Origin of the sequence: Amphritea balenae (genome assembly GCF_003858655.1) — a bacterium.
GTDB lineage: Bacteria > Pseudomonadota > Gammaproteobacteria > Pseudomonadales > Balneatricaceae > Amphritea > Amphritea balenae.
This window is the reverse complement of the sequence record NZ_RQXV01000002.1, coordinates 120,471-135,026: the sequence shown is the minus strand read 5'-3', so window position 1 is coordinate 135,026 and position 14,556 is coordinate 120,471. Positions and strand designations below refer to the sequence as shown.

Below are 14,556 nucleotides of genomic sequence, written 5' to 3'. Positions count from 1 at the left end.
TAGACCCGAGTCAATCCGCCGTATTATATCGCAGCAAGCAAGGATATTACTTAGTAAAGTGACCACGCTGACGCAGCAGCTCACGGCTTAGTTCAGGATGGGATACAAACTTATCACGGCCGTGCAACCAGCAATGGTTCTGAACGACTAACATAGACCCCACCGGCAGGCGTACACGGAAAAAGTTCTCATCCGCTTCAATGGACTCACCCATCTCATACAGGTAGATACCCTCAGCCATATTCTGTGGCTCAGCGAACTGATCGATAAACAGCATGTGCGGTTTACCATTCTTGTCTTCTTCAAAAAAGATCGGGTGCTTAACTTTAGTTTCAACATTCTTAGACTTTGGCGCACCCCAAACGATATCCTGCTTCGCCAGAGGATGACGATAGAACTTATCCAGATCAGCCCAGTCATCCATGTGCAGCAGCAATGACTCACCGCCTTCCATGTTCGCTTCACCCAGTTTCTGCATAAGCACATAATCGGTACGCTCATTTACGTAAGTACCGTCATTATGCAGTTCCATCCGGCGATGAGCCTGACGCAGGTAACTGTCAGAATTGTCATCATTCAGTACGGTAAAGCGGGCGTAGTATTTTCCATACATCGCATCAAGGTTAGGCAAACCGATAATATGAGAGATAGCGGTCGATAGTTTAATTTCAAACTCTGTACGCAGCTCACCTTCGGTCACTTCAGGCTGACCTTCATACTGCAGCAGGAAAGCCGCAGTATCACGATCACGCATCGTTGCATTAAGAAATTTGCCCAGGCTATAACCGGTAAGCGCATCTAACTTGTCCGCCACGGCATAACGTAAAAATGGCTTATATTCCAGCGCCTGCAATGGCCACTCAGCAATAGCCTGATCAAAGGCTGCAATTGTCTCTGCAGTCAGAGTAACAACTTGCAGACGCTTGTTAGCGGCAAAAGGGGCAACGGAAAAACCTTGTGGTTCAGTGGCTTCAACTTCACGCAGTAGAGCTGTCATTTTTTTCTCTCCAAAACTGTATTCGTTTTGTTCAGCGGATTCTCTGTAGAGATAACATCCCTAGCGGGAATCCTTTTTTACTTTTAACTGCCGTCAGACCCTGATCTGGATCAACACAACATCGACGAGATGAGATAATGTCGACATTATTGATAATCGTCAATATTTATTTCAATGCCAGACTTAACTATTAAATGTCGGCAACTTAGAATATCGTGTTAAAATCCCAGACCATCTTCAATAAATGCTTTAAAAAACAGCCTATTAGGCCTTATAAATCATGACAGACAGAAATACAGCGCCAGATGACAGCCGGGATAATTCTGCCCTGAAAGTGGTAGGTCAGTTAAAGCAGGATATCCTCACCGGCTACTTCAAACCGGGTGAGAAGCTAAAAATGGCCCGTTTGAAGGAACGCTATCAGGTTGGGGTAAGTCCGCTTCGTGAAGCGCTTTCACAACTACTCATTGAGCAGTTGGTGGTCGTTGAAAACCAACGCGGCTTTAAGGTGCACCCTATATCCCGTGAAGAGATGCAGGATATCTACCAAACCCGGGCCGAGATCGAGGCGCTCTGTATCAGTCAGGCTATCGAGCGCGGCGATGATGAGTGGGAAGCGAATATTATGGCCGCTGCCCATAAATTGAAAAAGTTTGGCGCTCAGGTCGAGAAAGATCCGCAAGAGTGGGAGCGTCGTCACCAGGCATTCCATACCGCTATCGCAGCCGGCTGTCAGTCGCCCGCCCTACTCCATGTACGTCGCTCGCTTTATGAAAAGGCGTCCCGATATCGCAACCTATGGCTAAAAAAGAATATGGCAGATCAGCTTTTCTTCGAAGCCAATCAGCAAGAACATATGCGCCTGATCGATGCGCTGCTGAACCGTGACGCTGACGGGGCAACAAAATTGATTAAGCAGCACCTGCTAAGCCCTAGCCGGGCGCTTGACGAGACGATGAGCAACTAGACGTCGTTTCGCAACTTGCCACACGCAATTGCGCCATTTACCTGTTGCTAATATGAACACGTCCTTAGGGTTAGTGAACACTAACACCGACACCCATTCCCGAAGTACTCACTAACTAAATCTATAACATACTGTTTGATTTAGCTTTTATAGAAATCAGCAAAGCCACACCAGGCCATTAGCGGGATGAATTTCCTCATTGCTCTCGCAGTTTAATAACAGGAAATTTTTTAAATGGCTCTCTGCTCTGGTCACTAAAGCCCACTATACTTTCTCTTTAACTCTGTCATCCTCCTGTTATATTCAGGTCATATAAGTTTCATATATACGCTTTAGTCTGAGGGCATTAAACCAACCCAGTTACTCAAAGATTAAGGGATATAATAATGATCAAAGATCATCTGCAGGCAGACAGCGCTATTAAGCAAGAGCAGGACTCCGACTTCAGTAAAATGATTGACGCGAGTTTAAGTCGTCGCCGCTTACTGCAAGGTGGCGCAACGGCAATGGGACTGTTTCTGGCGGCGAATCCAATGGCACAAGCGATCGCAGCCAGCAGCCACCCTGAGAGTAAATTGTTAGGTTTTAGAAAGATCCCTACCAGCACTGCAGATACCTTTGTGGTACCAGAAGGCTATATTGCCCGTCCCATGATCTCCTGGGGCGACCCAATCCTATCCGGCGCCCCCGCATTTAATGAGAACGGCAGTCAGCCAAGCAGCGCTCAGGCAGGCCAGTTCGGCGACAACACCGACGGCATGAGTTTCTTCCCTCTGTCTGACGACCGTGCCTTGCTGGCAGTCAACAACGAATACACCAACTACACACTGCTATTCGACCACAAAGGTAAGGCACTCACCGCTGATGATGTGAAGAAAGCCCAGGCAGCTCACGGTGTCTCGGTGTTTGAAATAAAACGTACGGATATCGGCTGGGAATATATTAAGGATTCAAGTTACAACCGTCGTATTACAGCAAATACGGAGATGATGCTAACCGGCCCTGCAGCGGGCCATGATCTGTTTAAAACCAGTGCCGACAGATCCGGTAAAAAAGTACTGGGCACATTTAATAACTGCGCAAACGGTGAGACCCCCTGGGGGACTTACCTAACCTGCGAAGAAAATTTCAACGGCTACTTTGCTAAACCAGAAGGCGAACAGGATCCTCATCAAAAGCGCTACGGTATTAAAAGTGACAGTAAATACCAGTGGCATCAGTTTGATAGCCGCTTCGATGTATCCAAAGAACCCAATGAGCCAAATCGTCACGGCTGGGTCGTTGAGATCGATCCGATGGATCCGACTTCTACACCACTCAAACGTACGGCACTAGGCCGCTTTAAACATGAAAACGCTGCCGTTACCGTTGCTGACAATGGTCATGTCGTTGTTTATCTGGGTGATGATGAGCGCGGTGAACACATCTATAAATTCGTATCTAAGAACAAATACAACGCTTCTGACAAGGCCGGCAACCGTAACCTGCTTGAAGAAGGTACGCTCTTTGTTGCCCGCTTCAACGCTAAAGAGGGCGAAGTGAAAGGCACTGGCGAATGGATCGAACTGACTTACGGCAAGAACAGTCTGACCCGAGAGAATGGTTTCAACAGTCAGGCAGAAGTAATGATCTTTGCCCGTGAAGCGGCGACGGTTGTTGGTGCCACGACCATGGACCGTCCTGAATGGGTTGCAGTACACCCGGAAACAAAAACCGTCTGCTGTACCCTGACCAACAACAAGCACCGTGGCAGGAAAGACAATCAACCTGTTGGCGGCCCGAATCCGCGAGCGGCAAACAACTATGGCCAGATTGTTCGCTGGAAAGAGAGCAACGGTGACAACACTTCATCAACCTTCAAATGGGACCTGTTCCTGGTTGCTGGTAACCCAACCGTACATAAAGACTTCTACGCTGGCTCTGCCAATATCACCGATGAGAACATGTTTAACAGCCCCGATGGTTTGGGTTTCGACCAGGCAGGCCGTCTCTGGATAATGACCGATGGAAAATATTCCAACGAGGGTGATTTTGCCGGGATGGGTAATAATCAGGTTCTGGTTGCGGACCCAAACACCGGAGAAGTACGTCGCTTTGCAACGGGGCCAATCGCCTGTGAGCTGACCGGACTCACCTTCAGTCCTGACCAGCGTACAGTATTTATCGGTGTCCAGCACCCCGGGGAGAAAGACCAACCGTCCCACTTTCCTGCCGGGGGAAACAGGAAACCTCGCTCCACCATTATGGTCGTTCAACGCAAAGATGGCGGCATTATAGGCACTTGATCAATATGACAAAAACAGCCTGTGTTTATTCCACAGGCTGCTCTCACTACTTAAACAGAGTAAAATTCATTAACTATCAACTCAAGCACCACAAGCTATTTTAATTAATATTTAAACTAACCATTAATTAGAAAATTAAACCATTTATTTTCAATAAGATAAATAAATAAAATAGGTACAAACCCTAAAAGAAAAGATACTTTTTAACAAATAACCTTTCCATTTATACGTATAAAATCAAACAAATTCTTGCTTAATTAATGCACTTTGATACCATTATCCATCATATAGTGCCCATCAGTTGATCACCTGGTTGTATAGATACTTGGGCTACACCACGCCATTTAAGTGCTACAAACGCTTTCGCGATCGCAGGACTGTTGTAACCTCTGATGTTTGCTTTATTACCACTCTTTCTAACCCTCTTCATCACCGAGATATTGGTGATGCTGACACTTGATCAGCTTACTATCAGTAGTAGTTTTTTCTGGCTGGTCGCATTTATCGATGCCAGTGTCGTCGCCATCGCCGCAACAATAGCGATACGCTTTCTACTATATAAAAAGGCGATATACCCGGATAACAGGTTGACCCGTGAGGCACTTTTTTTTCAATCTGCATTGATCGTGTTTGGCATCGAAGCGATGCTAATGTTGATCTTGTCACTTTCAGGAGCGAACTCTGATAGTTCCCTGATGGTGTTTTTCAATGCGCTATTACTGGCCCTGCTTTCCTCGGCATTAATTCATTACTATTTACTGATCCCCCCTGGCAATAGAGTCGCCACGTTCTACAAACCTGATAAAAGTCGAATAGCCAGCACTGTTATTTCCAGCTACCTGTTTGGCTTATGTCTGTTTATATTTTTCCTGCTCAATATCTATCAGCAGCAGGCACAAAGCCATATCGAACAGGTTATCGAACGCGAACAACAGCAACTGGTCCAGATCAGAAACAATATGCAGCGCCAGATGGCCCAGGCATCGCTCGACGTAAAAATTCTGGCAATGCAACAAAATCTTCAACAGGTACTGGCCAAAGACTCTTCAGCACTTTATGAAGCCACTCAGGATTATCTGAACCTCGCTCTTATAAAACGTGATTACGATCAAATCCGTTATATTGATAACCGGGGTAATGAAAAAATACGAATAGATCAGCAATATAACGGGCCTTTCGCCCTGGCGCCTCAGCACTTACAGAACAAAGCATCCCGTTATTACTTTCAAGCTTCTCAGCAGTTACAGAAGGGTGAAATATTTATCTCACCCATGGATCTGAATATCGAGCACGGCAAGATCGAACTTCCCTACAAACCGATAGTACGAGCAGTCACCCCGGTGTTTACTCACGATGGACAAAGACAAGGGATGCTTATCATCAACCTGAACGCCTCCAGTCTGCTGGATAACCTGCGCCAGGCCAATTCAACCATCAGTGGTGAAGTTATGCTGCTGAATGAACAAGGCTACTGGCTGTACGGTCAGAGCTTTAAATCTGCCTGGGCATTTATGTTTCCACAATTTAAAGACCGCAACCTGCAAAATCTTAATTCAGACGCCTGGGATAATATCAGCAGTAATCGAATTGGCGTTTTTGAAAGCAGCGAAGGCTTTTATATTTTTGATACCATCAATACCGGCGCTCAATTAGAACAGACTGCAGGCTCAAACAATCATTGGCCCAGTTGGAAACTCGTCATACTCTTAACAAAGAAAGATGTATCCGCTGAGTTGAATGAAATATCTCAGTTATTATTTTTCTTCTTCTTTATCGTGCTATCCGTAACAGGCACAGGCACCTATATGTACTACCGGGTGCAGCTAAAACTCATTGATGATCAGGTGCAGATACATCACCTTGCCCATCACGACTCTTTAACCGGGCTTTGTAACCGTAGACTGTTTATCGAGATGCTTGAGTTAGAGTTGGCCCATGCCAAACGAGATAAACTACCGATTGCGGTTATGTATCTGGATCTGGACCGATTCAAACCAATAAATGATGAATTTGGTCACGATGCCGGGGACTTCATATTACGCGAAGTCGCTAACCGTCTTCGTAAGTTACTACGTGAAAGTGACACTTTATGTCGAATGGGAGGAGATGAATTTGCGACATTGCTGCCATCTCCTGGAAATAAAGAACAGCTGGAGAAGGTTGCTCTGCGAATATTAAGCTCGCTTGAACGACCTTTTATCTACAAAAACAACCAACTCAGTGTCGGTATCAGCATTGGTATTGCGCAGCATTACCCTGGCCAGCCATTAGAGTCCCTGCTTCATGAAGCAGATCAGGCTATGTACCAATCTAAACAAGCCGGAAGAAATGGTTATAGTTTCGCCTGACTTCCTGACTTTGGCAGAAATTTATTTCAGGCCTCTTAGCTAACTTTATGCAGGGAAACCTCAACTATTTCACCCACATGTTCGACACATTCACCACAGCGCGGCTGTAAACCCTGCACAGCAAAGATTTCCCGATACTCGGTTTCACCAAATTCAATCGAGTCTTCAATATCAACCTGATACAAATCATTACAGGTACATACCAGTGTAGGGTCCTGTTGTTTTCTTTCGCTATCCATTCCAGCTATCCGATTGATTAAGAAAGCCGCTAGTCTAGTGCTTAATATAAACCTCGAATAGCGAAATCGTTTCACTACCGGATGAACGAAATTACTGAGCTGATCTCTGCTCTTACTAACCTGCGACTTTCTCAGCTCGATGAGTAAATCTGAATTTTAGTCGCCGCCACACAGCCCTGTTCTTTAAATAATAAAAGCCCGGAGAGTTCCGGGCGTTGTTATACCAATGTAAAACGCATTTGTTGATTCAAACCTGGTTAATTAAAGGTCTTTTACCAAGCGAAGCGCATCGTAGATCGCTGCATGGGTGTTACGGGAAGAGACCGCATCACCGATACGAAAGAGCTGAAAATCACCATTGGGATTGTTAATCTGATGCTGAACTTTCCCGGCGATCAGATCCTCATAGTTCACCTCTCCCAGGTTAGTCGAGTCAGGCTTTAGATCGAAATAAAGCTCATCCATCGGAATAGTACCGTGATTGATGACCACCTGATCAACGATGCGGGATTTGTCCAGATGACCTGCTGATTCCAGATAATCACTGCCAACCAACGCTTTCAGCTTATCGCCTTCTCGTACTACATCGCGCAGTCGGTAGGTGACGGTGAAGGTTACCTCTTTTTCCTGCATTGCTCGCATATAGGGCACCAGATTCATCGCCATAACATCCGGAGCAAACGAGCGGTCCGGAGTCATAATTTCTAATTCTGCCCCGGATTCTGCAATTATCTCTGCCGCCTGCATCGCCGCATGATCGCCCGCATCATCAAACAACAACACCCGCTTAGCAGGTTTAACATCACCGGCAATAATATCCCAGGCGGAAACCACCAGATCATTACCGGCCTCCAGCACCTCAGTATCCGGCAGTCCTCCTGTGGCAATAATGACTACATCAGGATTCTCGGCGCGGATGTCATCAGCTTCGGCCCAGCTATTAAATCGAAACTCAACATCATGCGCAGCGCACTGAGCCATTCGCCAATCAATAATAGAGATAAGCTCATGTCGACGTTCACTCTGCGCTGCCAGACGCACCTGCCCACCCGCATCGGGCTGAGCTTCGAATACAATGACTTCATGCCCCCTTTCTGCGGCAACCCGTGCCGCTTCCAGCCCACCTGGGCCTGCCCCGACAACAATCACTTTCCGGGGCTTTTCCGCTTTGGGGATATCATGGGGCATAGTTAATTCACGCCCGGTTGCTGCATTATGGATACAGAAGGCATCACCGGCCTGATAGATACGATCCAGACAGTAGGTCGCACCTACGCATGGACGAATATCCTCTTCCCGACCTTCCATGATTTTCTTCACGATATGAGGATCCGCCATATGCGCACGGGTCATACCAATCATATCTAACTTACCTTCCGCGATAGCATATCGAGCAGTCGCAACATCGGGGATTTTTGCGGCATGAAATGTTGGAAAATTAGTCGCTTCACGTACTGCAGCGGCAAAATCCAGGTGGGGTGAGTTTTTCATCCCCATCACCGGAATGACATCGGTCAGTGCCGGATCGGTATCAATTCTTCCGCGAATTACATTCAGGAAATCCACCTGTCCGGTATCCCTCAGGCACCGGGATATATCTAATCCCTCTTCCCGACTGATACCCCCCTGAATCATCTCATCAGCGGTATATCGTACGCCCACAATAAAATCATCACCTACTCGCTTTCGAATAGCATCCAATACATCCAGACTAAAACGCAACCGGTTATCCAGGCTGCCGCCATAAGGCCCATCCAGAGTATTAGTTAATGGTGACCAGAACTGATCCATCAGGTGACCATATGCTTGCAACTCAATACCATCAAGTCCGGCCGCTTTCATGCGCTCAGCGGCATCAGCATAGTCACGGATAATTCGATCAATATCCCAGTCTTCCATTTTTTTAGGAAATGCACGATGTGAAGCTTCCCGGCGGTGTGAGGGTGATACAGCCGGTAGCCAGTCTCCTTTCGCCCAACCGGTACGACGACCCAGATGGGTTAACTGAATCATCACTGCAGTGCCATGCTCATGGCAGGAATCAGCCACATCTTTCAACCAGGGAACCACTTCGTCTTTATAGGCCAGAATATTATTGAATACCGGAGGACTATCCTTCGAAACGGTGGCCGAGCCGGCGGTCATGGTCAAGGCTACGCCAGCTTTTGCACGCGCCTCATGGTATGCACGATAGCGCTCTTTAGGCATACCATCTTCAGGATAAGCCGGCTCATGGGAAGTAGTCATGATCCGGTTTTTCAATGTCAGATGCTTTAATTGAAAAGGTTGCAGTAGTGGGTCTTTGTTGTTCATACGGCTCTGCCTTCAGGTTGAAACGAACCACAATCTTAAGCAGCCCATTACTGATTTATTTTTATCCTTGCGGAAGCGTTGCTTATTTTTGCCGTTGTTATCTATCCGCTTCAAATGATATTTTTAAGTCAACTGGCATAACTTTAAGTTATGTGTAATTCATTCCACACGATTATTTGAGGTGTAACTATGGTCGGGTTTAAGAAAAAACTCCCTCCGCTCAGTACACTGGTTACCTTTGAGGCAGCCGCCCGTCTTCTCAGTTTTACTCAGGCCGGAGAAGAGCTTCATGTAACGCAAACAGCCATATCACGGCAGGTTCGAAGCTTGGAGGAATACCTGAGTCGTCCGCTGTTCATACGGGGACATCGCAGCGTAAAACTAACCGATGCCGGCGAACTACTATTACAGTCGGTTAGTATGGGATTGGAACATATCGCTACTACTGTGACAGAGCTACGCTATGCTAAGCCAGAAAGTCATCTCACAGTGTCAGCAACAATCGCCTTTGCCTCTCTTTGGCTATCGCCCCGCTTGCTGGCTTTTAAGCAACTACATCCCAATCTGGAAGTTCGTATCCTGGCCAGTGACCGGGATATAAACCTGCAAACAGAGGGAGTGGATCTGGCATTCGGTTGCGGCGATTACGATAATCAAAGCGGTGTAAAAGCGACTTTTCTGTTTGCCGACGAGGTGTTCCCCGTCTGCAGTAGCAACTACCTCAACACCCGAGCTCAGATTAATAAGCCGGAAGATCTGTTACAGCACCAGCTACTTCATCTGGATGATGAGCACTGGCGAAATATCAGTTGGAAAGCGACCGACTGGTCTTTATGGCTGAAAAGCCAGGATGTAAAAGGTCCATTACCCAGCGGTGGTCTACGCATCAACAACTACCCCCTTCTGTTACAAACCGCTGTAAATGGTCAGGGTATCGCGCTGGGCTGGAAACATCTGGTCAGTGATCTGCTCAAACAAGGATTATTAATCAAACCATTACAGCAATCCCTCAATACCCACCGAGGCTACTATCTTGTGGAATCCAGCCAAGCCCCGCTATCCATTGAAGCTAAAACCTTTCGCGACTGGATACTGCAGCAAGCTCAAAATGAACAGGGCTAGCAACCTGGTAGTCTCAAGCCTCCGACATCCAGGGCGGCAGTTGACCCAGAAAATTCTCTACTGACCTGACCCCTGCCGTATTCAGAGCCGCAACTTCAGCTGCACTCTTCTCCGCCTCGCTGTAAACCAGGCCCCACAGCTGGACAACACCATCACTGACGGTGACGTTGACCCTGCCTTGCACTATGCCTACCTCGTCAGACAGCTCATGCAACAGACTTTCCCGGATCGTCCGGTCATCTGCCGATCCTATGGTCGCTGTAACAGGGCCTTTCGCAGTCAGGCCCTGCAATAAATTAGCACGACTGACAATTCCCACCAGTTTGTCCCCGCGAATTACCGGCACCCTTTTCACATGATTAGTTTCCAGCAAACCGGCAATTTCATGCAGCGGAGTTTCTTCGGTTATCGTGATCAGATCGGTGGACATCAGCTCAGCCGCTCGACGACCATGGGTTTTCAGGTAATGTTCGGCATCGTGACTGGCTGAAAAAAGATTCTCAATCCACCAGGAATGCTGTTCCCCTGTATCATTTTCAATCCTGCGCATCAGGTCGCCTTCACTGATAATACCTAATACTTTCCGGTTTTCATCAATCACTGGCACGGCACTGATCCGTTTCGAAAGCAACAGCGCAGCGATATCACGCACATTGGTATCGGCAGTTACTGTTATCACGGAAGTGGTCATAATATCTGCAGCATTCATATTGCCTCTCCGTTCGCATCATCTCTTCACTGCCAAGTATAGACAATGGCAATTCAGAAGCGCTGGTATGCAAAATGATCAAAAAATTGATTAACCGCAATTCATGCTGAATTTGACCTACCAATGTCGCAAATAAGCAAGCAAACTGACGCTTACAGATGGCTCCGATGAAGTGTTTAGACTATAAATAGCGTTTGGCCGGATCCTTCTTACGAAGGGATGATTGATCGGCGACTATACTGTGCTTTAGATAAGTAGCACTCTGTAACCGTTCAGCTTAGTAATATGATGGTGTTTTCAAACACTAATATGCATAATTTGACCAGTTAAGATAAAAATACAGAGAAAAAGACTACTTTAAGCGCAATATACTGTAGATTCAGTTTTTCTATCAGGTCGTCTTTAAACAGTCGCTGGATAAAAGAACTTACATAATAATGAAATTAACCCGCAGAAACTGACCTAGGAAGTAATATGAAAAGAAGAAATATTCTGAAGGCCGCAGCAGCAGGTATTGCAGCAGCACCATTGGCTATGAGCACAACCAACGCTCAAGCAGCATCGACTGTTCGCCTGCGTATGCAGACATACTGGGGTACTGAATCTGATGAGATGCATGATGCATTTGTTGATGACGTTAAGACAGCTTCTAACAAGACCCTGCGCGTAAAACGCTTCCGTGGTAGTGAGCTTGTACCTAATGCTGACATGCTTCAGGCAGTAAGCAAAGGTACTATCGATATGTGTCAGGGTTACGCTGGTTACTGGCCTGGCCAGTTGGACATCGCTTCTATCGAAGCCGGTCTGCCAGGCGCATGGACTGATTATGACGAAGCTCAATACATCTGCGAAACTAAAGGTCTGAATGATCTGGTACGTGAAGCTTACGCTGAGAAAGGCGTTCACTACCTGGGGCCAATCATGGGCGGACCCTTCGACCTGCTGACCACTAAGCCGGTTAACAGCCTGGACGATCTGAAAAACATGAAGATCCGTGCGACACCTTCTGTTGCCAAGGTTCTGGAAAAATTCGATATCCCAACGGTATACCTGCCGGGTGGAGAGCTGTACCTGGGTCTGTCTACCGGTACTATCGACGGTGTTATCTACGCGGGTACCAACGAGTACAAGGCGATGAAACTGTATGAATCAGCTAAGTACTACACTTTCCTGGGTATGGTTAACCCGGGTTATGCTGATGACATGCTGATCAACAAGGCGAAATGGGATTCCATGTCTGACGATCACAAACGCATCATCGAAATGGCTTATGCTAAGCACGCACGTAAGATGCACACCTGGATGGTAAGTGGTTCTATTGAAGCGGGCACCGAAGGCCTGTTCGAATTCAACACACTTCCAGAAGCTGATCAGGCGCGCCTGCGCGAAGCAGCTAAAGTAATCTGGGAAGAAGAAGCCGCTAAATCCCCACGCAACGCTAAAGCTATCCAGATTCTGGAAGCCGCTGCTAAAGCAACCGGGAGAGGCTAATGTCCGGGATATCTCGCTTACTTGACTTGCAAGACGAGATATCCGACTTCATAGGCAGGGCCGTCTCCTGGATGTGCCTTGCTATGATGGTTGTTCTCACCTATGAGATCACCGCCCGATATCTGTTTAATAGTCCTACTTCTTGGGCTCATGAAACAACGACCATGCTATATGGTACGTTCTGTATCCTTGCGGGTGTATATACCCATCGCCACCACGGCCACGTCCGTAGTGAAGCGATCTATCATTTATTCTCTGTTCGCGGCCGCGCAATACTGGATGTTATTACCGGTGGTATCGGCTTAGTAATTTTTGCTGTTTTCTTCGTTGTTGCTTTTGAATTTGCAGCAGAATCCTGGCAAAGCGGTGAGCTTTCATCGAAAAGCACCTGGGCTCCACCTATCTACCCTTTCAAGTCGGTTCTGCCATTAGCAGTCGGCCTGATGTGGTTACAAAGCCTGGTACACTTTATCCGAGATCTGCGGACGGCCCTTGGAATTACTCCCGCTGTGGACGTCGTAGAACAATAACTTTTAGTGTTTGTTTTTTTAAATGAGCAGTGAACAAAATAAAAAAGGACGCTAATTGTGTTAGATCTTGATCCGTTAGTCGTAACAGGCGGCATGTTCGGCTGCATGCTGCTGCTATTGATTATGGGCGCCCCCCTGACCTGGGCGCTACTCACCGTTGGTGTGACTTCTGCCTACTTCCTCTGGGGGCCTGCGGGCATTGAACTGCTAGCGATCAGCACGTTCTCCTCAATGGATAACTTCCTGTTGGTTGCACTACCCATGTTTATCTTCATGGGATTAATGCTGCAACGCTCAGGCATTACCGATGATCTGTTTGAGATGATCAATAAACTCATGGGGGGGACGCCAGGCGGCCTCGGCATGGGTACTGTTATTGTCTGCGCCCTGATCGCAGCAATGGCCGGTGTATCCGGTGCGGCAACTGTCAGCCTGGGCATTATCGCTCTGCCTGCAATGCTCAAGCGGGGTTACGACAAAAAACTGGCGACCGGTACGATCATGGCCGGCGGTGCATTAGGCTTTTTGATCCCACCCAGCGTACTGATGATCATCTACGCCTTTCTGGCCCGGGAATCGGTCGGTAAACTGTTTGCTGCGGGCCTGATGCCTGGCTTGATGCTGGCTGGTATCTATATTGTTTATGTCTATATCCGCGCCAAAATGAATCCTGCCCTGGCTCCGCCTATTGCTGAAGAAGATCGTGTCGATCTGCGCGGCAAACTGGTCGCGCTTAAGGCCCTGGTCCTGCCTGGCTCACTGATTGCCACCGTTCTATCCTGTATTATCTTTGGTGTTACCTCGCCTTCAGAAGCCTCTGCAGTGGGTGCTGTTGGCTCAGTACTTTGTGCTCTGATCTACCGCACACTGAGCTGGGAGGTAATGAAAGAAGTACTCATAGGCACAACCAAACTAATGGGTATGTTGCTATGGATTACGCTAGCCGCAGTATTCTTTAGTAAGATCTACATCGGCCTTGGTGCAGGCATGGTATTGGAAGAGTTCATTGAAGATACTGCGCTGTCCCCTTACTGGGTCATTATCGCGATGCTTGGGTGCTACTTCCTACTGGGTATGTTCCTGGACGACTTCGCTATCGTATTTATTACGGTACCGCTATTTGTACCTATTGTAGATTCACTGGGTTTCGATACAGTTTGGTTTGCTGTGCTGTTTATCATCAGCATGCAATCGGCTTACCTAACGCCCCCCTTTGGCTACAATCTCTTTTATATGCGATCGGTGGCGCCGCCAAGCGTCACAATCTACGATCTGTATAAAGCGGCAATACCCTTTGTTATCCTGCAGATCATCGGCCTTGCACTGGTTGTATCTTTCCCTCAGATCGCTCTCTGGTTACCAGAGCTGATCTTTGGAAAATAATGACTTAAGCAGTAGCGACTTATAGTAGAGATATAATATCTGAGTCAAAAATTGAAAAGCTCTGGCAATATTGCCAGAGCTTTTTTGTTGTTACCGATGCGCTTACCTGATTACATCAATATGAAAAGCGGATCATCACATCTGAATAAAACACAACAGGCTATTCACCCAA

11 protein-coding genes are annotated in these 14,556 nt (G+C 47.2%); 7 read left to right on the top strand and 4 right to left on the bottom strand.

What is annotated here, in order from left to right; translation table 11 throughout:
* Positions 1-46: 46 nt before the first annotated feature.
* Complete coding sequence (gene glaH / locus EHS89_RS04935) at positions 47-997, bottom strand: glutarate dioxygenase GlaH (protein ID WP_124925020.1); 951 nt, start codon at positions 995-997, stop codon at positions 47-49.
* 280 nt (positions 998-1,277) lie between these two features.
* Here glaH and csiR point away from each other — a divergent pair, with 280 nt between their 5' ends.
* The 3 genes from csiR (at position 1,278) to EHS89_RS04920 (ending at position 6,597) form a co-directional block, all read left to right on the top strand.
* Entirely contained in the window at positions 1,278-1,964 is a 687-nt protein-coding gene (csiR, locus tag EHS89_RS04930) for a DNA-binding transcriptional regulator CsiR (RefSeq protein ID WP_124925019.1), read from the top strand.
* 386 nt (positions 1,965-2,350) lie between these two features.
* Positions 2,351-4,249, top strand: a complete 1,899-nt coding sequence (locus tag EHS89_RS04925; RefSeq protein WP_124925018.1) for a PhoX family protein — start codon at positions 2,351-2,353, stop codon at positions 4,247-4,249.
* A gap of 392 nt (positions 4,250-4,641) precedes the next feature.
* Positions 4,642-6,597, top strand: a complete 1,956-nt coding sequence (locus EHS89_RS04920) for a sensor domain-containing diguanylate cyclase (RefSeq protein WP_124925017.1) — start codon at positions 4,642-4,644, stop codon at positions 6,595-6,597.
* 35 nt (positions 6,598-6,632) lie between these two features.
* On the opposite strand, the gene EHS89_RS04915 is transcribed toward EHS89_RS04920, so the two are convergent.
* A complete protein-coding gene (locus EHS89_RS04915) occupies positions 6,633-6,836 on the bottom strand; it encodes a (2Fe-2S)-binding protein (RefSeq protein ID WP_124925016.1) in 204 nt (67 codons plus the stop codon).
* A gap of 261 nt (positions 6,837-7,097) precedes the next feature.
* Positions 7,098-9,149, bottom strand: a complete 2,052-nt coding sequence (locus EHS89_RS04910; RefSeq protein ID WP_124925015.1) for an NADH:flavin oxidoreductase — start codon at positions 9,147-9,149, stop codon at positions 7,098-7,100.
* Between the two features lie 189 nt (positions 9,150-9,338).
* Here EHS89_RS04910 and EHS89_RS04905 point away from each other — a divergent pair, with 189 nt between their 5' ends.
* Positions 9,339-10,271: a LysR substrate-binding domain-containing protein gene (locus EHS89_RS04905; protein ID WP_124925014.1), complete on the top strand. Its 933-nt coding sequence runs from the start codon at positions 9,339-9,341 to the stop codon at positions 10,269-10,271.
* Positions 10,272-10,284: 13 nt separating this feature from the next.
* On the opposite strand, the gene EHS89_RS04900 is transcribed toward EHS89_RS04905, so the two are convergent.
* A complete protein-coding gene (locus EHS89_RS04900; protein ID WP_124925013.1) occupies positions 10,285-10,980 on the bottom strand; it encodes a CBS domain-containing protein in 696 nt (231 codons plus the stop codon).
* Between the two features lie 474 nt (positions 10,981-11,454).
* Here EHS89_RS04900 and dctP point away from each other — a divergent pair, with 474 nt between their 5' ends.
* The 3 genes from dctP (at position 11,455) to EHS89_RS04885 (ending at position 14,384) form a co-directional block, all read left to right on the top strand.
* On the top strand, positions 11,455-12,471 hold the full coding sequence (gene dctP, locus EHS89_RS04895; protein ID WP_124925012.1) for a TRAP transporter substrate-binding protein DctP: 1,017 nt from the start codon (positions 11,455-11,457) through the stop codon (positions 12,469-12,471).
* An 83-nt stretch (positions 12,472-12,554) separates the two neighbouring features.
* The gene (locus EHS89_RS04890; RefSeq protein WP_229753653.1) at positions 12,555-13,001 is read left to right on the top strand and encodes a TRAP transporter small permease subunit; all 447 of its coding nucleotides are present in this window, start codon (positions 12,555-12,557) and stop codon (positions 12,999-13,001) included.
* Positions 13,002-13,058: 57 nt separating this feature from the next.
* Entirely contained in the window at positions 13,059-14,384 is a 1,326-nt protein-coding gene (locus tag EHS89_RS04885; RefSeq protein WP_124925010.1) for a TRAP transporter large permease, read from the top strand.
* The last annotated feature ends 172 nt before the right edge of the window (positions 14,385-14,556 follow it).

What these genes read in the sequence shown, in the direction of transcription:
- glaH (WP_124925020.1), bottom strand. Translation starts at nt 997, where the DNA reads ATGACAGCTCTACTGCGTGAAGTTGAAGCCACTGAACCACAAGGTTTT.
- csiR (WP_124925019.1), top strand. Translation starts at nt 1,278, where the DNA reads ATGACAGACAGAAATACAGCGCCAGATGACAGCCGGGATAATTCTGCC.
- EHS89_RS04925 (WP_124925018.1), top strand. Translation starts at nt 2,351, where the DNA reads ATGATCAAAGATCATCTGCAGGCAGACAGCGCTATTAAGCAAGAGCAG.
- EHS89_RS04920 (WP_124925017.1), top strand. Translation starts at nt 4,642, where the DNA reads ATGTTTGCTTTATTACCACTCTTTCTAACCCTCTTCATCACCGAGATA.
- EHS89_RS04915 (WP_124925016.1), bottom strand. Translation starts at nt 6,836, where the DNA reads ATGGATAGCGAAAGAAAACAACAGGACCCTACACTGGTATGTACCTGT.
- EHS89_RS04910 (WP_124925015.1), bottom strand. Translation starts at nt 9,149, where the DNA reads ATGAACAACAAAGACCCACTACTGCAACCTTTTCAATTAAAGCATCTG.
- EHS89_RS04905 (WP_124925014.1), top strand. Translation starts at nt 9,339, where the DNA reads ATGGTCGGGTTTAAGAAAAAACTCCCTCCGCTCAGTACACTGGTTACC.
- EHS89_RS04900 (WP_124925013.1), bottom strand. Translation starts at nt 10,980, where the DNA reads ATGAATGCTGCAGATATTATGACCACTTCCGTGATAACAGTAACTGCC.
- dctP (WP_124925012.1), top strand. Translation starts at nt 11,455, where the DNA reads ATGAAAAGAAGAAATATTCTGAAGGCCGCAGCAGCAGGTATTGCAGCA.
- EHS89_RS04890 (WP_229753653.1), top strand. Translation starts at nt 12,555, where the DNA reads ATGATGGTTGTTCTCACCTATGAGATCACCGCCCGATATCTGTTTAAT.